The 21,938-nt window shown below is 69.8% G+C and carries 19 protein-coding genes; 9 read left to right on the top strand and 10 right to left on the bottom strand.

The annotated features are described in order from the left end of the window. Position 1 precedes the first annotated feature (1 nt). From LRQ07_RS17390 to msrA, 9 genes are all read left to right on the top strand, one after another. Positions 2–2,053, top strand: a complete 2,052-nt coding sequence (locus LRQ07_RS17390) for a dipeptide/oligopeptide/nickel ABC transporter permease/ATP-binding protein (RefSeq protein ID WP_256535352.1) — start codon at positions 2–4, stop codon at positions 2,051–2,053. Then, positions 2,050–2,850 (top strand): ABC transporter ATP-binding protein, encoded by an 801-nt coding sequence (locus tag LRQ07_RS17385; RefSeq protein ID WP_256535351.1) that lies wholly within the window; start codon positions 2,050–2,052, stop codon positions 2,848–2,850. Before LRQ07_RS17390 ends, LRQ07_RS17385 begins: the two co-directional genes overlap by 4 nt. Before the next feature lie 16 nt (positions 2,851–2,866). Continuing rightward, positions 2,867–3,814, top strand: a complete 948-nt coding sequence (locus tag LRQ07_RS17380; RefSeq protein ID WP_256535350.1) for a dihydrodipicolinate synthase family protein — start codon at positions 2,867–2,869, stop codon at positions 3,812–3,814. Continuing rightward, positions 3,814–4,749, top strand: a complete 936-nt coding sequence (locus LRQ07_RS17375; RefSeq protein ID WP_256535349.1) for an ROK family protein — start codon at positions 3,814–3,816, stop codon at positions 4,747–4,749. The genes LRQ07_RS17380 and LRQ07_RS17375 overlap by 1 nt, the downstream gene beginning before the upstream one ends. After that, positions 4,746–5,432 (top strand): N-acetylmannosamine-6-phosphate 2-epimerase, encoded by a 687-nt coding sequence (locus LRQ07_RS17370; protein ID WP_256535348.1) that lies wholly within the window; start codon positions 4,746–4,748, stop codon positions 5,430–5,432. The genes LRQ07_RS17375 and LRQ07_RS17370 overlap by 4 nt, the downstream gene beginning before the upstream one ends. Beyond that, a complete protein-coding gene (locus tag LRQ07_RS17365) occupies positions 5,429–6,349 on the top strand; it encodes a DUF4862 family protein (protein ID WP_256535347.1) in 921 nt (306 codons plus the stop codon). The genes LRQ07_RS17370 and LRQ07_RS17365 overlap by 4 nt, the downstream gene beginning before the upstream one ends. Positions 6,350–6,470: 121 nt before the next feature. After that, positions 6,471–9,416, top strand: coding sequence for an exo-alpha-sialidase (locus tag LRQ07_RS17360; protein WP_256535346.1), 2,946 nt, complete (start codon positions 6,471–6,473; stop codon positions 9,414–9,416). A gap of 139 nt (positions 9,417–9,555) precedes the next feature. Next, positions 9,556–10,032: a peptide-methionine (R)-S-oxide reductase MsrB gene (gene msrB, locus LRQ07_RS17355; protein WP_256535345.1), complete on the top strand. Its 477-nt coding sequence runs from the start codon at positions 9,556–9,558 to the stop codon at positions 10,030–10,032. Further along, entirely contained in the window at positions 10,029–10,574 is a 546-nt protein-coding gene (msrA, locus tag LRQ07_RS17350) for a peptide-methionine (S)-S-oxide reductase MsrA (protein ID WP_047522878.1), read from the top strand. The genes msrB and msrA overlap by 4 nt, the downstream gene beginning before the upstream one ends. Before the next feature lie 131 nt (positions 10,575–10,705). Here the strand turns inward: msrA and LRQ07_RS17345 are convergent, their stop codons facing one another. The 10 genes from LRQ07_RS17345 to LRQ07_RS17300 form a co-directional block, all read right to left on the bottom strand. Next, complete coding sequence (locus tag LRQ07_RS17345; protein WP_256535344.1) at positions 10,706–11,506, bottom strand: alpha/beta fold hydrolase; 801 nt, start codon at positions 11,504–11,506, stop codon at positions 10,706–10,708. A 132-nt stretch (positions 11,507–11,638) separates the two neighbouring features. After that, complete coding sequence (locus LRQ07_RS17340) at positions 11,639–13,105, bottom strand: catalase (RefSeq protein ID WP_047524506.1); 1,467 nt, start codon at positions 13,103–13,105, stop codon at positions 11,639–11,641. Between the two features lie 66 nt (positions 13,106–13,171). Further along, the gene (locus tag LRQ07_RS17335) at positions 13,172–13,591 is read right to left on the bottom strand and encodes a Fur family transcriptional regulator (RefSeq protein ID WP_256535343.1); all 420 of its coding nucleotides are present in this window, start codon (positions 13,589–13,591) and stop codon (positions 13,172–13,174) included. 59 nt (positions 13,592–13,650) lie between these two features. Then, positions 13,651–15,678, bottom strand: coding sequence for a hypothetical protein (locus LRQ07_RS17330; protein ID WP_256535342.1), 2,028 nt, complete (start codon positions 15,676–15,678; stop codon positions 13,651–13,653). Between the two features lie 4 nt (positions 15,679–15,682). After that, positions 15,683–16,684 (bottom strand): glycoside hydrolase family 130 protein, encoded by a 1,002-nt coding sequence (locus tag LRQ07_RS17325; RefSeq protein ID WP_256535341.1) that lies wholly within the window; start codon positions 16,682–16,684, stop codon positions 15,683–15,685. 26 nt (positions 16,685–16,710) lie between these two features. After that, positions 16,711–17,553: a carbohydrate ABC transporter permease gene (locus tag LRQ07_RS17320; RefSeq protein ID WP_256535340.1), complete on the bottom strand. Its 843-nt coding sequence runs from the start codon at positions 17,551–17,553 to the stop codon at positions 16,711–16,713. Continuing rightward, positions 17,550–18,446, bottom strand: a complete 897-nt coding sequence (locus LRQ07_RS17315; RefSeq protein WP_131494437.1) for a carbohydrate ABC transporter permease — start codon at positions 18,444–18,446, stop codon at positions 17,550–17,552. The genes LRQ07_RS17320 and LRQ07_RS17315 overlap by 4 nt, the downstream gene beginning before the upstream one ends. A 4-nt stretch (positions 18,447–18,450) precedes the next feature. Next, positions 18,451–19,716: an extracellular solute-binding protein gene (locus LRQ07_RS17310; protein ID WP_256535339.1), complete on the bottom strand. Its 1,266-nt coding sequence runs from the start codon at positions 19,714–19,716 to the stop codon at positions 18,451–18,453. 68 nt (positions 19,717–19,784) lie between these two features. Further along, positions 19,785–20,789, bottom strand: coding sequence for a LacI family DNA-binding transcriptional regulator (locus tag LRQ07_RS17305; protein WP_256535338.1), 1,005 nt, complete (start codon positions 20,787–20,789; stop codon positions 19,785–19,787). A gap of 195 nt (positions 20,790–20,984) precedes the next feature. After that, a complete protein-coding gene (locus LRQ07_RS17300) occupies positions 20,985–21,905 on the bottom strand; it encodes a DnaJ domain-containing protein (RefSeq protein WP_248539130.1) in 921 nt (306 codons plus the stop codon). Between the last annotated feature and the right edge of the window lie 33 nt (positions 21,906–21,938).

Genomic DNA, 21,938 nt, shown 5'->3' with positions numbered 1-21,938 from the left:
CATGCGACGCAAACTCACGGAACGGCTCTCCGTCCCCGGCCTCCGCTGGGGTCGACTGTCCCTCGGCTCGACCATCTGCATCGCCGTGCTGGCGATCATCGGCCTGGCCGCGATCTTCGCGCCGCTCATCTCCCCGTTCGATCCGCTCGCCTCCGGAACACCCGTGCAGCCGCCGAGCGCGGAGCACTGGTTCGGCACCGATCGCCAGGGCCGCGACATCTTCTCCCGCCTGGTGTACGGAGCCCGCTACTCGCTCGTGATCGGCATCGGCGCGACCCTGGTCGCCCTGCTCGCCGCCTGTGTGCTCGGAACCATCGCCGCCACGGCGCCGAAGTGGATCTCCGAGACGCTCATGCGGGTCATGGACGTCATCATGTCGTTCCCCGGCATCGCGCTCGCCGCCGTCTTCGTGGCGGTGTTCGGCAAATCGCTTCCGGTGCTCGTGCTCACGATCGCGTTCCTCTACGTGCCTCAACTCACTCGCATCGTCCGTGCGAACATCCTCGACCAGTACGGAGAGGACTACGTCTCGGCCGTGCGAGTCATGGGTTCGGGGACCCCGCGCATCATCGTCCGTCACGTGGCGCGCAACGCGATGGCCCCGGTGCTGGTCTTCGCCACCGTGCTCGTCGCCGACGCGATCGTGTTCGAGGCCTCGCTGTCGTTCCTGCAGGCCGGGGTACCGGATCCCGAGCCGTCGTGGGGCAACGTGATCGCCGCCGGACGCAACCTGCTGATGAGCGGCGCATGGTGGGCGACCTTCTTCCCCGGCATCCTCATCATGCTCACGGTCCTGTGCCTCAACATCCTCTCCGAGGGGATGACCGATGCGATGGTCTCGCCGCGGGCGCGCAAGATCACGACCGATGCCGCCAACACCGAGGAGTCGACCCACGAGCTCGAGGTCGCTGCCGTGCCGGACGACACCCACGTGATCCCCACCGTCGACACGGCGGTGAACCTCTCGGTGCCGAGCGGGGTGCCCGACACCCTGGTGCCGCGCGCCGAGGCCGTGCCCCTCGCCGAGCGACTGGCCGAGCTGCGTCAGCGCGAGTTCTCGCGCACCGACCGACTCGACTACACGGGCGATGACACGCCGTTGCTCGACGTGCAGGACCTGTGCATCTCGTTCCCCCGGCACGGCGACGTCGACGTGGTCGATCACGTCAGCTTCACGGTGCGTCCCGGCGAGACCATGTCGCTGGTGGGGGAGTCCGGCTGCGGCAAGTCGATCACCTCACTGGCGATCATGGGCCTGCTCGACCCGAAGGCCGACATCCGCGGGCGCATCCTGTTCGACGGGGAAGACCTGTTGCAGATGGCCCCGAAGGAGCGCAACGCCCTGCGCGGACACGACATCGCGATGGTGTACCAGGACGCACTGAGCTCGCTCAACCCGGCGATGCTCATCCGCTCGCAGATGAAGCAGCTCACCTCGCGCGGCGGCACCCGCACCGCGACGGAACTGCTGGAGCTGGTGGGACTCGACCCCGACCGCACGCTCGCCTCGTACCCCCACGAGCTCTCGGGAGGTCAGCGTCAGCGCGTGCTCATCGCGATGGCCCTGACCCGTGACCCGCGACTGGTGATCGCCGACGAACCGACCACAGCCCTCGACGTCACGGTGCAGGCGCAGGTGGTGGAACTGCTCATGCGTCTGCAGAAGGAGCTCGGCTTCGCGCTCCTGTTCGTCTCGCACGACCTCGCGCTGGTCGCCGAACTCACCCACCGCATCACCGTGATGTACGCGGGGCAGGTCGTCGAGCAGGGCACCACCAGAGAAGTGCTGACCCAGCCCGTGCACGAGTACACGCAGGGTCTCCTCGGGGCTGTGCTCTCGATCGAGGCCGGGTCCGACCGGCTGCACCAGGTCTCCGGCGTCGTGCCGTCACCGCGCGACTTCCCGACAGGAGACCGCTTCGCACCGCGCTCCAGCGATCCCGTGCGATACGCGGGGGTCACCCCCGTGCGGCGACACATCGAAGGCACCGAGCACTACTACTCCGCGCATCCGGACGATGCGCCCGTTCAGGCGATCGGAGCAGGGCGATGAACGAGTCCGTGATCGAGCTCAAGGACGTGCATGTCCGCTACAAGACACGTGCCTCCTCGCTCTTCCGGCCCGAGTACGTGGATGCACTCGCGGGCGTCTCGCTCACAGTGAAGCGCGGGCAGACGCTCGGCATCGTCGGCGAGTCCGGCTCGGGCAAGTCGACCTCGGCCAAGGTGCTGATCGGCCTCGAGAAGCCCACCAGCGGACAGGTCGTGTTCGGCGGGGAGCCGGTGCGGTCCTTCACGCCCGCCGTGCGCAAGCGGCTCGGCCGCATCCTCTCCGTCGTGTTCCAGGATCCGGCGACCGCCCTGAATGCACGGATGACGGTGCGCGACGCGCTCCTGGATCCTCTGCAGGTGCACCGGCTCGGCAGCCCGTCGACCCGGAACCGGAAGGTCCGTGACCTGATCGGTCTCGTCGGTCTCCCGGCATCCGCCCTGGACGCCTTGCCCAGCCAGCTCTCCGGTGGCCAGCGTCAGCGCGTCGCGATCGCGAGAGCACTCGTGCTGGAGCCGCAGGTGATCGTCGCCGACGAGCCCACCTCGGCGCTCGACGTGTCGGTGCGCGCGCAGATCCTCAACCTGCTCACCGATCTGAAGGAGCAGCTCGGCCTCGGCATGGTCTTCATCTCCCACGACATCCAGACCGTCCGCTACCTCTCCGACGAGATCGCCGTCATGAACAAGGGGCGGGTCGTCGAGTTCGGCGATGCGGCCCGCGTGTTCGAGGCCCCCTCCGACGACTACACCAGAACGCTGCTGGGCGCTGCGCCCTCGCTGCTCGAACCCCACCACTGAAACGACCGGAACACACATGTCTGCCACCTCCTCCGCCCCTGTCTTCGCGGGCGTCGTCCCGCCCGTCGCCACCCCGCTGCTCGACGACGGGTCGATCGATCACACCTCCCTCGCCCGCCTCGTCGACCGCCTCGTCGCCGAGGGGGTGTCCGGGCTCTTCGCCCTCGGCTCCACCGGTGAGACCGCGTACTTCACCGACGACCAGCGCGTCGAGCTGCTCCGCACGATCGTGTCCGCCAACGCCGGCCGGGTTCCGGTGATCGCCGGAGCCATCGAGCTCACCGCGCCCCGCATCATCGAGACCGCTCGACGGCTGATCGATGCCGGTGCGCAGGCGATCGTCACGACGGCCCCGCTGTACACCCTGAACTCGGCCACCGAGGTGGCCGACCATTTCCGGACCATCGCCGCCGCCATCGATGCCCCGCTGTGGGCCTACGACGTGCCCGTGCGCGTGCACTCCAAGCTCGGCATCGACCTGCTCGTGCAGCTCGGCACCGAAGGGGTCATCCACGGGGTGAAGGACTCTTCGGGTGACGACGTGTCGTTCCGGCGCCTGATCGCGGCGAACGACGCCGCAGGTCGACCGCTGCAGCTGCTCACCGGCCACGAGGTCGTCGTCGACGCCATGGCCCTGGCCGGCGCCGACGGTGTGGTCCCCGGACTCGCGAACGTGGAGGCTGCGGGATACGTCCGACTGTGGGAAGCCGCGAAGACGGGCGACTGGGTGACGGCTCGGGCCGAGCAGGAGCGCATCAACCGGCTGTTCGACATCGTTTTCCAGCCGAAGGGGCTGTCGGGCGACGCGACCGGTGTCGGTGCGTTCAAGGCGGCGATGCACGCCCGCGGCATCATCGACCACGCCACGATGGCGAACACCGTGCAGGCGCTCGACGCCGACGCGGTGTCCCGGATCCGCGACATCCTCGACGAGCTGCATCTGCTCCCCGTCGCCGTCGGCTGATGGAGGAGGTCGTCCTCGCCGTCGACATCGGCGGTACCAAGACGGCCGCAGCGCTCGCCGACCGCCACGACCGGTTGTTGCGGACCGAGGTGGCAGCGACCCCCGCAGCCGAAGGACCGTCAGCCGTCGTGGCGACCGTCGTCGCGCTCGCCCGGCGGCTGCTCGCGGGATCCGGGCTGCGTCTGTCCGGGGTCGGCATCGGCACGGCGGGCGTCGTCGACGCCGGGAGCGGCACGATCGTCTCCGCCACCGACACCTTCACCGACTGGCCGGGCACACCGCTCGCCGCACTCGTCCGCGCAGGGCTTCACGACCGGCTGATGCCGGACGCGCCCGTGGAAGTGCAGAACGACGTCGACGCGCACGCCCTGGGCGAGTATCGGCACGGCGCCGCAGCCGGGGCGCCGAGCGCGCTCGTCATCGCGGTCGGCACCGGGGTCGGCGCAGGGCTCCTCGTGCGTGACAGGCCGATCCGCGGAGCCCATCACGTCGCGGGCGAGATCGCGCACCTTCCCGTGCCGGGCGCCGCGCACCTGCGCTGCCCGTGCGGACGCCACGGTCACCTCGAGGCGATCGGCTCCGGTATCGGGATGCACCGGCACTTCCTCTCGCTCGGGGGCGACCCCGGCATCTCCGATGCGCGCGGGATCGCCATCGCGGTCACGGCGGGGGACCCCATCGCCCGACGCGCCCTGGACGAGTCGGCCGCCGCCGTGGGGCGTGCTCTCGCAGGCGCGGCGACGCTGCTCGACCCCGAGCGCATCGTGGTCACCGGGGGTGTCCCGAACATCGGCGAGGACTGGTGGCGCCCGATGCGCGCCGCGTTCCACGCCGAGGCGATCGATGCGCTGCAGCGCACCCCCATCCTGCCGGGAACGCTCGGCGACGACGCGCCGCTGCGGGGAGCCGCGGCATCCGCCTGGAGGAACCCATGAGATTCACCGACACCCTCGAAAGACTGCGGGGCGGACTGATCGTCTCGTGCCAGGCCTACCCCGGCGAGGCCATGCGGGACCCCCGGACGATGGCGCAGGTCGCCGCGGCCGCCGTGGTCGGTGGGGCCGCCGGCATCCGCGTGCAGGGGATCGAGGACCTCCGCGCGACCGCGCACCTCCCGGTCCCCGTCGTGGGGCTGTGGAAGGACGGCGACGCCGAGGTGTTCATCACTCCGACCCTCGTGCACGCGAAGGCCGTCGCCGACGCCGGTGCCGACATCGTCGCGCTCGACGGGACGCGCCGACGCCGCCCGGACGGACTGACCCTCGCGGAGACGATCACCGGCCTCCGTGCGCACACCGATGCGCTGATCATGGCCGATTGCGGCTCCCTCGACGATGCGATCGCCGCCGAGGCCGCGGTCGCCGACCTCCTCGGCACCACCCTCTCGGGCTACACGGACGAGCGCCCGAAGAGCACGGGGCCGGACGTGGAGCTCATCGAGCTGGCCGCCGGCCGGTGCAGCCGTCCGATCGTCGCCGAGGGGCGTATCCACACCCCGGTGCAGGCCGCGGCCGCGATCAGCGCCGGGGCGTTCGCCGTGTGCGTCGGCACCGCGATCACCCATCCCTCGACGATCACGGCGTGGTTCGCTGAGGCGGTCGGGGGAGCCCGCTCATGACCGCGCCGGTCCTCGTCAGCGCGTACCCCGCCTCTCCCGCGCACGCACGATGGGACCCGGCGCTCGAAGCCGAGCTGCTGCCCGCACTGTGCGCGCTGCCCGGGGTCGGCGGGCTCGAGGTGCCGTGGATGGGAGGCCTCCATCCGCACGACGACGCCTGGTTCCTCGCGAACGTGCCGGCGGTCGCGCTCGCCGTGACCCCGATCCCGTTCGTCATGAGGCGACTCGGGGACGATCCTCGGTACGGCCTCGCGTCGGTCGACGAGGACGGGCGGGCGGCGGCGATCGCCGACCTGCAGCGTGTCGCCGCCGACGTCGCACGCATCAACGACGAGAGTGCCGCTTCCGTCGCGGTGGTCATGGTGCACACCGCTCCGCGAGCGGCTGGAGCCGGGGAGCCCCTCGTGCGGTCTCTCCACGAGATCGCCGCGTTCGAGTGGTCGGGTGCCCGTCTGGTGGTCGAGCACTGCGACGCGTTCGTGCCCGGCCAGGTGCCGGAGAAGGGGTTCCTGACGCTCGACGAGGAGATCACCGCGATCCGTGCGGCCGAGGTGCCGATCGGACTGTGGCTCAACTGGGGGCGTTCCGCGATCGAGCTGCGCCATGCCGATGCCGTGACCGCGCAGATCGCGACGGCTGCGGCCTCCGGGCTCCTCACGGGTCTGGCGTTCTCGGGTGCTGCGCCGGTTCAGGGACCGTACGGGGCGGCGTGGGTCGATGCGCACCTGCCGATCGCTTCGACCCATCCCGAATCCGGTTCCCTCCTCGATGAGGCGCAGGTGGTCGAGGCGCTCACCGCCGCGGGTCACGTCGATTGGCTGGGGCTCAAGGTGGCCAGACGCCCCGATGACGTCACCGCTGCGGATGCTCTGCGCACGGTCGCCCGGAACCTCGCGGTCGTGCGCGCCGCGGGCTGAGCGCCGGGCACTCCCGCATCCTCGCGAGATCGAGCTCTTGTCCGGCGGGAGGACCCTCGCTAGAGTGACTTGAAATCAGACATCAGACGTCTGATTTCCGCACGAACAGAAAGGTCTGTCCATGCACGTTCCTCCCACGCCCGCCCCCCGGAGTCGCCGTCGGCACTGGCTGCGATGCGGCACGATCGGGGCGCTGGTGCTCGCGCTGAGCCTCCCGGCCACGGCGGCCACGGCTGCGCCCGCACCCGGCTACCTGACCGACCCGAACTCCGAGCCCGGCGACTACCTCGAACTGAACCTCGGTGCCGACCGCACCGCGGCGAACTACTTCTACCGCATCCCCGCGCTCGCCCACCTCGGCGACGGTGTCGTCATCGCGGCATGGGACGCGCGGCCGGGGAGTGCGGCTGACGCCCCGAACCCGAACTCGATCATTCAGCGCCGCTCGACCGACAACGGTCGCACCTGGGGTCCGCTGCAGATCATCGCCGCGGGGAAGACGGGGAGCGACCGGTACGGATACTCCGACCCGAGCTACGTCGTCGACCGGGAGAGCGGTCGCGTCTTCGCGTTCTTCGTGCACTCCAAGGATCAGGGATTCCAGGGGAGCGCGTACGGAGACGACGATGCGAACCGGCAGATCATGGGCGCTGCGGTGATCCACTCCGACGACGGCGGAGCGACGTGGAGCGCGCCACGACTGATCACGGACGTCGTGAAGACCTCGAACGGAACGATCAGTGGCGGCGTCTACAGCCCGGTCGCCGGAGACGTGAAGGGAACGTTCGCCACCTCGGGTGAGGGGATCCAGCTGCGCTACGGCGAGCACGCCGGGCGTCTCCTCCAGCAGTACGCCGGCACGGTGCGCCAGGCCGATGGATCGACCGCGATCCAGGCGTACTCGGTGTACTCCGACGACGGCGGCGAGACCTGGGAGCGCGGCGAGTACATCGGCACCGGAATGGACGAGAACAAGGTCGTCGAGCTGTCCGACGGGCGTGTCATGCTCAACTCACGGGACAGCTCCAACGGGCGTCTGCGCAAAGTCGCGATCTCGACCGACGGGGGCCACAGCTACGGTCCGGTCATCCGCGACGCCGAGCTGCCCGACCCCACGAACAACGCCTCGATCACCCGTCTGCACCCGGAGGCCGCCGAAGGCACCGTCGATGCGAAGAAGCTGATCTTCACCAACGCCAACAACGGCGCCAACGGCAACCGCGTGAACGGAGCGGTGCGGCTCTCCTGCGACGACGGCGAGACCTGGCCCGGGCTGCGCACGCTCGAGACGGGGACCTTCGCCTACTCGAGCGCGACGGCGATCGACGAAGGCAGGGTGGGCGTGTTGTGGGAGGCGGGGTACACCGACACGATGCAGTTCTCGTCGTTCGACGAGGAGTGGATGAATGCGGTGTGCGCGCCGCTGTCGGTGCCGGCGACAGCACTCACCGCAGGCGTGGCCACCGCGGTCCCCGTCACGGTCACGAACCAGGAGGCGACGGCGCTCAGTGGGGCCGTCACCCTCCACACGACGGCCGGATGGACGGCGACCACCGCGCAGATCGCGGATCTCGCACCCGGCGCGAGCACCACCGTCGAGCTGCAGGTCACCGCACCGCAAGGGGCCGCCGGCGCTCAGCGCCTGCAGGCCGCTTTCACCGCCGCGGACGGACGCCTGAGCCAGACGACCGCGACGTTCACGCTGCCGCAGACGTCGGTGCTCGGAGCGACCCTCACGATGACGAACACGTCGGCGGCGCGGAACGTCGTCACGAACCCGTACACCGCGGGGGAGCAGCTGAGCTTTCAGGTGCGGGTCGTGAGCACAGCGGGCATGACGACGGTCGTGACCCCGGCGGCGAACACCTTCACCACGGGCTTCGCCCCCACCGCCTGCAGGTGGCTGAGCCTGCCGGCCTACGACGCCTACAACTGCAACACTCCGCGGCGCACGTTCACTCAGGCTGATATCGACCGTGGCTGGTACACGCCCGAGTTCGCCTTCACGGTGGCGCCGGCCGACGGCTCCGCCCCCGCCGTGACCGTGACCCACACGGGGGCTCCGGTGGTGCTCCGGGACGGGGTCCTGACCGCCACGATCACGGGGGCGCGGGCCGACGCCGGGCGCGACCTCGGGTCGAACCCCTACACGGTCGGCGAGCAGGTTCCCTACGCGTTCCGGGTCGACAACGGCAGCCCGATGACCGTGACCGTCGTTCCTGCGACCGGCGACTTCTCGCCGTTCCTCCCACCCGCGGCCGGGAACTGCCGCTACCGGAACCTGCCGCTCGGCGCGGGCTATGACTGCGGCACGGCACGTCACACCGTCACCCAGACCGACATCGACCGCGGCTTCTTCGTCGCCGACACGACCTGGACCGTCGAGGCGGCAGGGCAGACGACGACGCAGCTGACGGTGGCGGGGGGAGAAGTCGATGTGATCGCGCGCACCCCCGCGGTCTCCGGCCGGACCGCAGGCGAGTGGGCGGACGAGAACGGGAACGGGGTGGCGGACGCGTTCGACACCGTGACCTGGACCCGCACCGTCGAGAACACCGGCAACGTCGCGCTCGAAGCCGTGACGGCCGCCGGAGCCGACGTGGGTGCGCTCGCGCCCGGTGAAGCGGTGACCCTCGATCCGGTCGTGGTCCGGCTCACGACCGACGACGTGGCGCAGGGCTCGCTCGCGGCGGAGCCCTTCGAGGCGACGGCGGCGAACGGGGCCCGCACCGTGTCGTCCTCGTCCGACGCCGGGACGCTGAGTCTGCCCACCGCGGAGGCGTGGAGTGCGAAGAGCGTCTACACCGAGGGGGAGCTCGTCTCGCTCGACGGCCGCCTGTGGCAGGCGTCGTGGTGGACCCGCGACCAGCGCCCCGGCGATCCCGTCGGTCCCTGGCAGGAGCTCGCGTCGGACGAAGAGGGCGCGACGGTGTGGACGCCCTCCCGTGTCTTCACCGCAGGCGACGACGTGGTGCACGACGGCACGCGCTTCGAGGCGAAGTGGTGGACGCGCAACCAGCAGCCGTACGCGGCGGCGACCGGGGGTCCCTGGCAGAAGGTCGGCTGAGTCGGCACCGGACGGCATCGCTCCGACGAGCGGCCCGAAACTCACAGCCCGCTCCCAGGGCTGCGGGACCAAAACGGGCCGCTCGTCGGTTCTCCTCTAATGACGCCGCAGCCAGCGACGTCGGACAAGGAGTCAGATCATGTCGAACGACTACGGCAAGACCCCCGAGGCCGTCAGCGGCCTCACCCCCCTGCAGTACGAGGTGACCCAGCAGGACGCGACCGAGCCTCCGTTCCGCAACGCGTACTGGAACAACCACGACGAGGGCATCTACGTCGACGTCGTCTCGGGCGAGCCCCTGTTCTCGTCCACCGACAAGTTCGACAGTGGCACCGGATGGCCGAGCTTCACCAAGCCGATCGATGCGGATGCGGTGACCACGCGGACCGACCGCTCGCTGTGGATGACGCGCACCGAGGCACGTTCGGCGGGCGCCGACAGCCACCTCGGGCACGTGTTCGACGACGGTCCCCGCGCCGAGGGCGGCCTGCGCTACTGCATGAACTCGGCGGCCCTGCGCTTCATCCCGGCTGACAGGCTGGAAGAGGAGGGGTACGGTCGCTACAGTCCCCTCTTCGCACACCCCACCACCGATTCTTCTGAGGAGCAGTCATGACCGACACCGGAACCATCACCCGCACGCCCGGGACCGAGACGGCCGTCCTCGCCGGCGGCTGCTTCTGGGGCATGGAAGACCTGATCCGCCGCCAGCCGGGAGTCCTCGACACCCGGGTCGGCTACACCGGCGGCTCGAACGACCATGCCACGTACCGCAACCACCCCGGTCACGCGGAGGCCGTGGAGATCGTGTTCGACCCGGCGAAGACGACGTACCGCGACATCCTCGCGTTCTTCTTCCAGATCCATGATCCGTCGACGCTGAACCGTCAGGGCAACGACATCGGGTCGAGCTACCGTTCCGCGATCTTCCCGCTCACTCCCGAGCAGGAGACGGTCGCACGCGACACGATCGCCGACGTCGACGCCTCGGGCCTGTGGCCGGCGAAGGCCGTCACCACGATCGAGCCCGCCGGTCCGTTCTGGCAGGCCGAGGAGGAGCACCAGGACTACCTGGTCAAGTACCCGAACGGATACACCTGCCACTTCCCGCGTGCGGGTTGGGTGCTGCCGAAGCGTGACGAGGCCGCCGCGGTCTGACGCGGACCTCCCCCGGGAGCTGCCCGGCGCTGCCCGGTCGCCCACCGCGCCGAGACCCCGTCACCTCGCCGAGACCCCCTCCTGCTGACGCCAGCAGGAGGGGGTCTCGGCGGTGGAGGGGGGTTTCGGCGCTATGCCTCGGCGAGGAACGCGACCGCCGCTTCCTTGAAGTCGCGCGAGCCGGGCGCGTTGAAGTGGTTCCGGTTCGGGATCTCGAAGAACTGCCCGTCGGCGGCCGCGGCGGCCAGAGCCCGGGACCCCTCGATGATCGCGTCCTTGGAGCCGGTGGCGAAGAGGATCGGCCGGGTCGGAGCATCCGAAGGATCGGGGTCGATCATGCCCGAGGCCCGCATACCCTCCGCGAGCGCGACCAGCGCCTGCAGGTCGTTGCCGGGAACCCTCTCGGTGAGCGTGATGTAGTTCTGCGTGGTCCGATCCGCGACGGGAGTGCCGTCCGCGATGTAGGCCCGCACCTGCTCGAGGTCGAGCCGGGCGAGGGGGATGCCGTCGGGCACGCCACCCAGCACGGCCCGTCCGATGCGGTGCGGAAGCTCACGGACGACCTCCCATCCCACGCGGGCTCCGAGCGAGTATCCGACGTAGAAGGCGTCGTCGACCAGGTACGTGTCCATCACGGTCTCGACGTCCGTCACGAGGGTGCGGATGCGGTACCCGTCGGGGTCATGCGGCTTCTCGCTGAGGCCGTGCCCGCGCTGGTCGAGTGCCAGTACGCGGTATCCGGAGCCCGTGAGCGCGCGCACCCACCCGGTGAGCACCCAGTTGTCGCGCGCGCTCGAAGCGAAGCCGTGCACGATCACCACGACCGGGGCATCGAGCTCGCCCCAGGTGTAGGTGGCCAGCCGTGTGCCGTCGAGGGCGTACACGTGCTGGGGGTCGGGCATGGAGGTCAGGTCGGAGAGCGGGACGGTCACGCCATCCATTCTGGTCCTGTCGCACGCGCCCGTCGCCCCCTCTCACCATCGAGGCCCCCTCCTGCACGCGTGTACAGGAGGGGGCCTCGACGAGCCGCGGGGGCCTCGACCCAAAGGGGAGGGGGAGGGGGGTCAGACCTGCGCGCGCAGCGCCTCACCCAGCCCCGCGTCGACGTTCGTCCAGTACTGGAAGAAGCGCTCACGGATGCCGTCGACCGTGATCGAACGGCCCTGGCCGGTCAGTGTCTCCAGGAACCGGGCCCGCTGCACGTCGTCGAACACCTCGCGGTAGAGCGTGCCGGCCTGGCCGAAGTCGTCGTCCTCGGCGTGCAGCGTCGCGGCGGAGCGGATCAGCTCGCCGTCGGACTCCCAGCTCGCCTCGACGCCTGCTGCCGGATCGGCCTCGGGCCCGCCGGCCGCACCGTAGGAGTTCGGCGTGTAGGTGCGGTGCTCGGCCGGGTTGAACCGGTACTGCATCTGGCCCTCGTGCATGTAGTTGCGCACCTCGGCCGCGTGCGGCTGGTTGACCGGCAGCTGGTTGTAGTTCGCGCCGATGCGGTGGCGCTGCGCGTCGGAGTACGAGAACACGCGTGCCATCAGCATCTTGTCGGGCGAGATCCCCGTGCCGGGCACCTGGTTCCCAGGCGAGAATGCGGCCTGCTCGATCTCGGCGAAGAAGTTCTGCGGGTTGCGGTTCAGCGTGAACGTGCCCACCTTGATGCGCGGGTAGTCCTTCTTCGACCAGGTCTTCGTGAGGTCGAACGGGTTGAACCGGTAGGCCTTGGCCTCGTCGTACGGCATGATCTGCACGTACACGTCCCACGAGGGGTGGTCGCCCCGGCTGATCGCATCGAAGAGGTCACGGCGGTAGTAGTCGGCGTCCGACCCGGCGAGCTTCTCGGCCTCGTCGGCCTCCATGGTCTCGAAGCCCAGGGTGGAGAGGAAGTGGTACTGCACCCAGAAGCGCTCTCCGGCCGCGTTCACCCACTGGTACGTGTGCGAGCCGTAGCCGTTCATGTGCCGCCAGCTGCGCGGGAGGCCCCGGTCGCCCATGAGGTACGTGACCTGGTGGGCGGTCTCGGGCGAGAGCGTCCAGAAGTCCCACTGCATGTCGGCGTCGCGGAGTCCGGAGTCGCCCAGACGCTTCTGCGAGTGGATGAAGTCGGGGAACTTCATCGCGTCGCGCAGGAAGAACGTCGGGGTGTTGTTGCCGACGATGTCGAGGTTGCCCTCGGTCGAGTAGAAGCGCAGCGAGAAGCCGCGCACATCGCGCCAGGTGTCGGGGGAGCCCTGTTCACCGGCCACCGAGGAGAAGCGCAGGAGCGTCTCGCTCTCCGCTCCGGGCTGGAACACGGCTGCACGGGTGTACGCCGACACGTCTTCCGTGACGACGAAGGTGCCGAAGGCGCCGCCGCCCTTGGCGTGCGGGTTGCGCTCCGGCACCCGCTCGCGGTTGAAGGAGGCGAGCTTCTCGACCAGATAGCGGTCGTGGAGGACCGTGGGGCCGTCGGCCCCGACCGTCAGGGAGTGCGCGTCGCTGGCGACCGGTGTGCCGGTCTGCGTCGTGGTGGCGGGTTTCGGGGTGGCAGGGTTCGTCATGGTGTTCTCCTTCTGCGCGCAGGCGCGACGAATGACCCATCTGTTGACGGGAGGATCGCCGGGGACCTACGCGGCGTTCTGGCAGCTGGGGCAGACGCCCCAGAAGGTGACTTCGGCTGTCTGGACGGTGAATCCCGCCGCGGAGGACGGGGTGAGACACGGCGCGTCGCCGACCACGCAGTCCACATCGCCGACCGCACCGCAGAAGGTGCAGACGACGTGGTGGTGGTTGTCGCCGATACGCCGCTCGTAGAGCGCCGCGGAACCTGCCGGTTCGATCCGACGGATGAGGCCCGCCGTCGTCAGGTCCGCGAGGATGTTGTGCACCGACTGGATCGACGTGGTCGGGAGCACGACGGACACGGCGCGGTAGAGCCGCTCCGCATCCGTATGGGCCATGGAGTCGAGAGCTTCGAGAACGGCGACGCGGCCCGCGGTCGACCGTAGCCCGGCGCCGCGAAGCACCGAGTCGAATTCTGTCTCCATGTCCCCGAGCCTAGCGCTTCTTTTGAGTGATTCAAAAGAACGGCGTGTCGGCGCCCGATTCAGCGGGTGACGGTGAAGCCTCCGCCGTGAACGCGCACCTTCCCGTGGCCGACCGCCCCGCCGCGCTGGCTGCCGTCGGCGCTGTAGGCGCGTCCGGAACCGGGGGCCAGAGGTGTGACGTGGTGCGTGCGACCGGTCGCCTCGGCGTAGAGCACGGCAGCGCGTCCGGTCGTCGAGTACACCGCGCTCGCCACCCGCGGCTGGATCAGAAGCGCGTCGAGCCGGACGTCGCCGCGACTCGTGCACCGCACGGTCACCGGAGCATCCGGCAGGTCGCCGCCGAGCCGTTGCGGTACCAGCATCCCCTCCGCCTCGGTGAGCCCGGGGTCGCCGGTGCCTCCGGCGGGTGTCCGTGTCGTCCACAGGCGACGTCGACCGTGGAAGACCTCCCACACCGCCTCGCCTGCCTGCGCGGCCTGACGCCAGACGACACCGTGCAGGACGGCGTCGGCTTCCGTCACGTCGAACTCGACCCACTCGCCCTTCGGCAGGTGCACGAAGGATCCGCCGGACAGGTTCCCCTCGCCGATCCACGCGCCCGTCTCGGGGGTCACGATCGCGGCGCCGGGCGACCGTCGCGCTGCCTCGGCCTCCAGGACCCGCAGCCCCGAGAACGAGGCGAGGCCGGTGATCGAGGTCGCGAGGTCGGCCACATCACGGTTGGCGTCGAGCAGGAGCATCGTGAGCAGCCCGTGGATCGTCGACTCGGCGCCGGAGTTGCGATTCACCCGCCCGTCGGTCTCCACCCCGTCGAAGGTCACGCCCGTCGCCGGGTCGTACACCGGAACCCCCGCCGTGTTCGCGCCGAAGAACCACCCGGCGGCGAGACCCGCGAGCACGCGCAGCCCGTCGCCGCCGACGGCCGCCGCTTGCAGAGCTCCCGCGACGCGGCCGTGGGCACCGTAGGCGATCTGGGCCTCGGCCGGCAGAGGTGCCCAGGCGTTGTGCGGACCCCCGGACGTGAGCACCTGCGGGGTGAAGCGCCCGGCATCCGCGATGGCGGCGGCGGACCACTCCCGCCGCCGGAGCAGCGCCCCGCCGCGAGCCAGCGCCTCGGGTGCCGCGGCACCCCAGGCGTGCCAGAACCCGAGCGATCCGGTCCAGGGCAGGACCGCGCCGAAGGGCCAGCCCTTCGAGGGATCGGTGGCCATCGCGGCGACGCCTTCGCCGTAGGTCTGCAGCGCGGCGCGGCTGCGGGAGTCGCCGACCTCGGCCGCGGCGGCGAGGCCGAGCATGGCTTCGGCCGTCGCATCCGCGCCACCGGCGATCAGCCAGGCGGGCAGCCGGCGACCGTCGCTCTTCACCCATCGCCCCGCGCGGGAGAGTGACTCGCGGCGCAGCGCATCCAGGCACAGGTGCAACCGCTCGCGGAGGAACGCCGCGAACTCGGGATCCTCGCGACGGAAGGCCGCGTAGCCCTCACCGAACGCCCAGACGCTGCGTGCCAGCCAGTAGGACTCGGCGGAGTCGGACGGATCGGGCAGCTCGACCGGAATCGCGCTCGGGGTCAGCGTGCCGTCCTCCTGCTGCCACAGGACCACGCGCCCGGCGTTCGGCCCCGACGTCGTCTGCAGGAACGCCAGAGAGCGGAGGACGTCCTTCGCCTCGTCGCGGCTCTGCGTGTCGCGCGTCGCCTTCCAGTCGCGGAGGAACACGATCGCCGCGCGCGCGATGTCGTCCGCGTTGTACGCTCCCTGCGACCAGTACCCCGTCGCCGCGTCGAGGGTGCCACCGCCGACCGGGCGGTACCCGCCCGCTCCATCGGTGTCCGCGTAGGTCCAGGGAGCGCGGACCGTCGGCTTCGCCTCGATGCCGAACGTGGTGTGCGTCGCGCTCGCCGTGACCGGGACCTCCGCGAGGAGGAATCGCAGGTGGGCGAGGTTCGTCAGCCTCCGCCGGTGCGGGCCCCCGAGCCGGACAGCCGAGTCGGGCGTCACGGACGCGGCGACGGCCGACTCCGCGGGGACGAGAGCGAGGGCGGACGCCGTCGCCGCAAGGGTCAGGAACGTGCGTCGTGAGGTCTCCACGGCGTCACTCTCCGGCTTCCGTACGCGAGGGGGCATCGGTGTGCAGCGCCCGTCCCCAGGGCTGTGCGGGGTCGTGGATCGCCACAGCGAGAGTCGTGTCGGACTGGCCGTAGTACGCGAACCACTTGCCGTGGAACTTCACCAGCCCCTCCACGAAGGTCACGTTGGAGACGAGTCCGTGCGTGTCCTCGAACGTCTGCGGGCGCAGCCAGGGCTCCTGCAGTCGCGCGATGACACGCGTCGGCTCGTCGGGGTCGATCGCGATCTGCCCGCAGCGGTAGTCCACCTCCACCGTGCCGTCGTCGTGCACGGTGCGGGTGGCGCCGTTGGTGAGGAAGAGCAGCAGCCCGTTGTCGGTCACCACGGGAGAGGCGCCGATCTCGACGAGCGCCTCGTCCCAGGTGCCGGGCGTCGGCGAGTACATCGGCTCGGTGTCGGGCGTTCCGGGGGTCCAGTGGATCAGATCGTCGCTGGTCGCCCAGTAGATCGCGCCCTCGCCGAAGTACATCCACCACGTGCCGTGCATGCGCTGCGGCACGATGACCCCGGCCTTCGACCAGTTGAATCCGCGCGGGTCCATGGTCTTGAACGTGTCGAAGTCGTCGAACAACGGACCGTGCTTGGTCCAGGTGCGCAGGTCGGTCGAGGTGGCCAGGCACAGCTGTGCACTGCGGCGATCCCACCCCGTGTAGGTCAGGTAGTACGTGCCGTCGATCAGCGCGATACGTGGATCTTCGCAGCCGTAGCGTTCGTAGTCTTCGGACGGGGACAGGATCGGCGCGTCCTCGCGGGTGAACGTCACCCCGTCCTTCGACCGGGCGATGCCGATGTGGGAGACGATGTCGTCGGCGTGCGCTCGGTAGAGCAGCACGACCTCGTCGCCATCGACGAGGGCCGCCGGGTTGTAGAGGTTGGCCGATTCCCAGCTGTCACCCCGAGGGCGCAGGATCGGGTTGCTCTCGTAGGGCGTGAACGGACCGAGGGGGAAGGAGGCTCCGGTGAACATGGGGCACTTTCTGTCGGGGATGGGGGCTAGCCTTTGACGGCCGCGCCGAGGTCGGTGGCTTTGAAGAAGCGCTGGAAGACGATGAAGAGGATGACGACGGGGAACGCGAGCGCCGTGGCGCCGGCGAGGATCGCGCCGTTCGGGTTGGCCGTCGACTGCGCCACGTTGGAGATGTAGTTGGCGAGGGACACGGCCAGCGGCTGCAGGCTCGCATCCTTCGTGATGAGGAACGGCCAGAGGAACTCGTTCCAGGGGCCGATGAACGTGACCAGCACGACCGTCACGAGCACGGGGCGGATGAGCGGGATCGCGACCGATGTGAGCAGGCGGATCTCGCCGGCACCGTCGATCCGTGCGGCCTCGAAGATCTCCACCGGCAGCGCCTTGAAGAACTGCACGAAGATGAACACCGCCGTGGTGTTGATCAGGAACGGCAGGATCATGCCCAGATACGAGTCGCCGAGTCCATAGCTGCGGGTGATCTGCACGTAGAGCGGGATCATCAGCAACTGGAACGGCACCATCTGCACGAGCAGCATCAGCACCCAGATCACGCCACGCCCCCGGAAGTCGAGCCGGGCGATCGCATAGCCGGCGAGCAGCCCGAACACGACCGTTCCCAGGAGGACGCCCGCCGTGAAGATCAGCGAGTTGACCAGCGAACCGGCCAGGTCGATGCGCGAGTCGATCGCGACGAAGTTGTCGACCGTCCACCCGCTGGTGGGGAACAGCTCGCTGGGGGAGTTCGTCGGGTTCTCCTGGAACGCCCCCACGATCATGAAGTAGAACGGGAAGGCGAAGCCGATGGCCGCGATCGTGAGCAGGATGATGCTCAGGATGCGGGGCAGTGAACGCTTCTTTCGCATCATCGCTCCCTCGTCACGCGATTGGCCGCCAGCGACAGCATCCCGACGAAGATCACGAGGATCATGCCGATCGCCGCTGCCGTGTCGGGGTTCTGCTGTTGGATGCCCAGCTGGTAGATCAGCAGGACGGGGGTGGTCGAGGCGCCGTCCGGGCCGCCGCCGTTGGTGAGCAGGTACGGCTCGGTGAAGAGGTTGGCTCCGGTGATGATCGAGAGGATCAGCACGAGGGTCGTGGCGCTGCGCACCCCGGGGATCGTGACGTGCCGGAAACGCGAGAACACTCCGGCGCCGTCGGTCTCCGCCGACTCGTAGAGCTCCCTCGGCACGTTCTGCAGGGCCGCCAGGTAGAGCAGGATGTAGAACCCGAGCTGCTTCCAGGTGACGTAGAACGCGATCATCGGCATCGCGAGTCCGCTGTTCACGAGCCACGACGGATCCGGGGCGAGCGGGCCGAGGATGGTGTTGATCAGCCCGTTGCCCGAGAACAGCAGCATCCACACGCCCACGAGGGAGACGCTCGCCGTCAGGTAGGGGACGTAGAACGCGACTCGGTAGGCGGCGACCCAGCGGATGCCGGTGTTGAGCGCCGCGGCGAGGACCAGGGCGAGCACCGCCGTGAGCGGCACGTTGATGACGAGGAAGATCAGGGTGTTGCGGAAGGATCCGAGGACCCGCGGGTCGGTGAGCACCGTGACGAAGTTGTCGAAGCCGACGAACGGGCGGTCGACCTCGGTGCCGGGTGCCGTGAAGAAGTAGTCGTGGAAGGCGATGTAGACGGCGAACGCGAGCGGATACGCGAAGATCGCGATCACGAACACGAAGTACGGCAGCGCGAACAGCCCGCCGACCGGTTGCGCACCCAGCCATCGGGTGCGCAACCGCTTCTTGTCGGTCACGATGTCACTCGGCGACGAGCTCGTCGATCTTCGTCGCCGCATTCCCGAGGAAGTCGTCGATCGACTCCTTGTCGAAGATCACGGCGGAGGAGTACTCGTCGCGGAACGCCTGCCATGCCTCGACGGAGTTCGGGATGCTGGGGACGTCGGCGGTCTTCTCGGCCTGCTCGGCGAACGCCACGTAGTTCGGGTTCGCGGCGAAGTAGTCGCCGTAGGCGTCGGTGAGGCCGGTGCGCATCGGCATCTGACCGGTCGCCTCGAGCAGCTGTCCGTCGCTCTCCTCACTGGTCGAGAACTTCAGGAACTCCCACGCCGTGCCCTGGTTCTCGCAGGCCGTGAACATCGACACGCTCTTGGAGTCGGCGAAGGTCGTGGGGTTCTCGCGGCCGTCGCTGGTCGGCACGGGCATGAAGCCGACGTCGACGGTGTCGGCGTACGAGGGGATGGCCCAGGGGCCGGCGAGCTGCATGGCGGTGGTGCCGGCCGACATTGCGTCGTCGGTCGACGCCTCGTTCGGCGACAGCTTCTCGTCGTAGAAGGTCTTCCAGAACTCGGAGACCGTGCGCCCGGCGTCCGAGTCGAACGTGGCCCTGCCGTCCTCCACCAGCATCGTGCCGTCCGTCTCGGCCAGGTACAGCGGATAGAAGTCGAACCACGGCTGGTAGAACTCGCTGGTCGGAGCCGGCCAGATGGCGCTCTGCACACCGGAGTCGACGATCGCACGCGAGCCTTCGAGGAAGGAATCGTAGGTGTTCATCTGCGGGTCTTCGGGGTCGATGCCGGCGGCTTCGAAGAGCGCCTTGTTGTACATGACCATCACCGGGTTCGACTTCCAGGGCAGCTGGTAGAAGCTGCCGTCACTGGCATAGGCGTCGACATCGCCGCCGCGCTCGGTGATGTAGTCGGCGCCCCCGTCGATCGCGCTGAGGTCGACGAGGCCTCCCTGCTTGACCCAGCCCGAGACCGCGGCAGGGGCCACGTTGTACACGAGGCAGGGCGCGGTGCCGGCGGTGATCGCGGCGGTGATGGCCTCTTCCGACGACGATCCGGCGGGAATCTCCTGTGCCTTCACCTGCTCGTCGGGATGCTCGGCGTTCCAGGCCTCGACGACGGCGGTGCCCCAGGCGACTTCCTGCTCGTTGTTGGAGAGCCAGATGCTGATGGGGCCGGTGCCGTCGGCGGATCCCTCCCCGCCACCACCTCCGGCCGAGCATCCGGTGGCGACGAGAGCGGTGGCGCCGATCAGGGCGATTGCGCGGAACTTCTTCATGATGTCCTCCTTGACACTGCGGGGTACGGCTGCGTGGCCGTGGGGTGGTGCGGTAGGTGGTGGTGCGGTCAGGCGGGTGCTGCCGACCCGGTGCTCTCCCGGAAGTGCACGACGTTGCAGTCGACGACCTCGGTGCGCGGCGGCGCTCCGATGATCTCCGCCCGCAGGAGCCGGGCGGCGGCGCGGCCCCGGGCGGCGGGATCAGAGGAGACGCTGGTCAACGCCGGCGACAGGTGGGCGGAGAGGTGATCGTCGTCGAATCCGGAGATCGCGAGGTCCTGGGGAATCGAGAGTCCCTGTGCGCGTGCATAGGAGAGGCCGGCGATCGCCATGGTGTCGTTCGAGTAGAGGATCGCGGTCGGCCGGTCGGGCAGGGCGAGGAGCTCGGCGGTGCGGGCGCGCCCGCTCGCGGCCGTGAAGTCGCCCTCGCGGAGCAGCTCGTCGTCGCCGACCGCCTCGACGTACGCCTCGGCGCGTGCCTTCGAGTGCACGTAGTCGAGGGGGCCGGAGACGTGGGCGATGCGTCCGTGCCCGGCGGCGCGGAGGTGTGCGACGAGCTCGCGGATCGGTGCGGCATCGTCGGTGCGCACGCACGAGAGCCCGGTCGGCTGGTCGTAGGCGCCCACCAGCACGGTCGGCAGGCCGAGGTCGTTGAGGAACGGCACGCGCCAGTCGTCGGTACGCAGATCGAGCAGGAGCGCCCCGTCGGCCCTGCCGTGGGTCAGCGTGCGGTACGCCCGTTCCTCGGCGTGGCGGTCGGGGACGACCTGGAGCAGGAGCGCCGTCTCGGTCTCCGCGAGCACCGACTCGACCCCGGCGATGAAGGCCGGGAAGAAGGAGTCGTTCGCGATGACCTCCGGGTCGCGGGCGAGCACCACGGCGATGGCGTTGGCCCGGCGGGTGGCGAGTGCCCGTGCGCTCTGGCTCGGGGCCCAGTCCAGCTTCTCGGCCGCGGCGAGCACCTTCGCCCGCGTCTCCTCGGAGATGGGGCGGTTGCCGCTCAGGGCATGCGAGACCGTGGCCTTCGTGACGCCGGCTTCCCGGGCGACATCGGCGATCGTCGTGCGGCTCATGCCACCTCCTCGTGGACCCGGCACAGAGATGTACAGCGTGAACCGGTTTGATGAGTGTAAACCGGTTTGACTCCGGAAGTCAACGGTCCTGTCGGCGGTCCTGTCCGGTCGTGTCGGCGTTCGAATCACCCGAATGGCGCGACGACGACGCTGGATACGATCGTTCGCGCGATCCGAAAGCGGAGGACCGGCAGGTCAGACGAAGCGGACGGTCTGCTGCAGGCGCGTCCGGACGTCGAACAGCTCGTTGCCGCCGATCGCGCGCGCGTGGGGCACACCCTGGCGCAGCACCATGGCGAGCGCACTGCGGCGCACCACCACGACCGGGACTCCGCGACTGGTGCCCAACGGTGTGACGGCCTGGGCGAGGTCGTCATCGGGCAGCACCATGATGGCGCCGCTGAATCGGACGCGCGCGGCCTTGGCGATCGTTCGCATCCGGCGGAGGGCCGCGGTGACGGGCGCCCGCGTGCCGAGGCTCGGTCCGGTGATCTCGCCGCGACGGAAGCCGACGACCCCGCCGAAGTCCTCCGACATCACGCCGTACAGACCCGAGGGGCCGAGGATCACATGGTCGAGCTTGTCGTCGGCGTCTGCTCCGGCCACGACGTCGTGCCAGACGGTGTAGCCCATGCCGAGGTCGGAGACCGTGCGCGCCGTCGCCTCTTCCGCGAGGGCATCGGCGAGGAGGCGGCGCACGTCACGCGGTGCCGAGCGCACCAGGGCGGGGTCGTAGGGGTCGGGCACGTCGACGCCGCGTCCCGCCCATTCGCGGATGAGCGCCAGGTAGCGCTCCCGGCGCCAGCCTCCGGGGTGGCCGTAGGCACGGGCGCGCGGACGTGTGTCGGTGCGAGCGGCCGGGGGTCGCCATCCGCTCCACTCGGCACCGGCATCGTGGGTCACGCCGGTTCGGCGATCGTAGGCGGCACGGCTCTCGACGGTGCCGACCAGTTCCCACGCGCGCTGCACCTGGATGAAGACAGCGGCGTCGCCGCCCGTGTCCGGATGGGTCTGCCGGAGGCGCAGGCGGTAGGCGCGGCGCAACCCGTCCTCATCGATCGAGGGGTCGACGCCGAGGACCTCATAGGCCGACGCCGAGAGCGGACTGTCGAACATCGCTCTCCCTCCGCGACCGCGGCATCCAGGATA

It is taken from the genome of Microbacterium sp. J1-1 (assembly GCF_024498615.1).
GTDB lineage: Bacteria > Actinomycetota > Actinomycetes > Actinomycetales > Microbacteriaceae > Microbacterium > Microbacterium aurugineum.
This window is presented reverse-complemented; position numbering and strand designations above follow the sequence as displayed.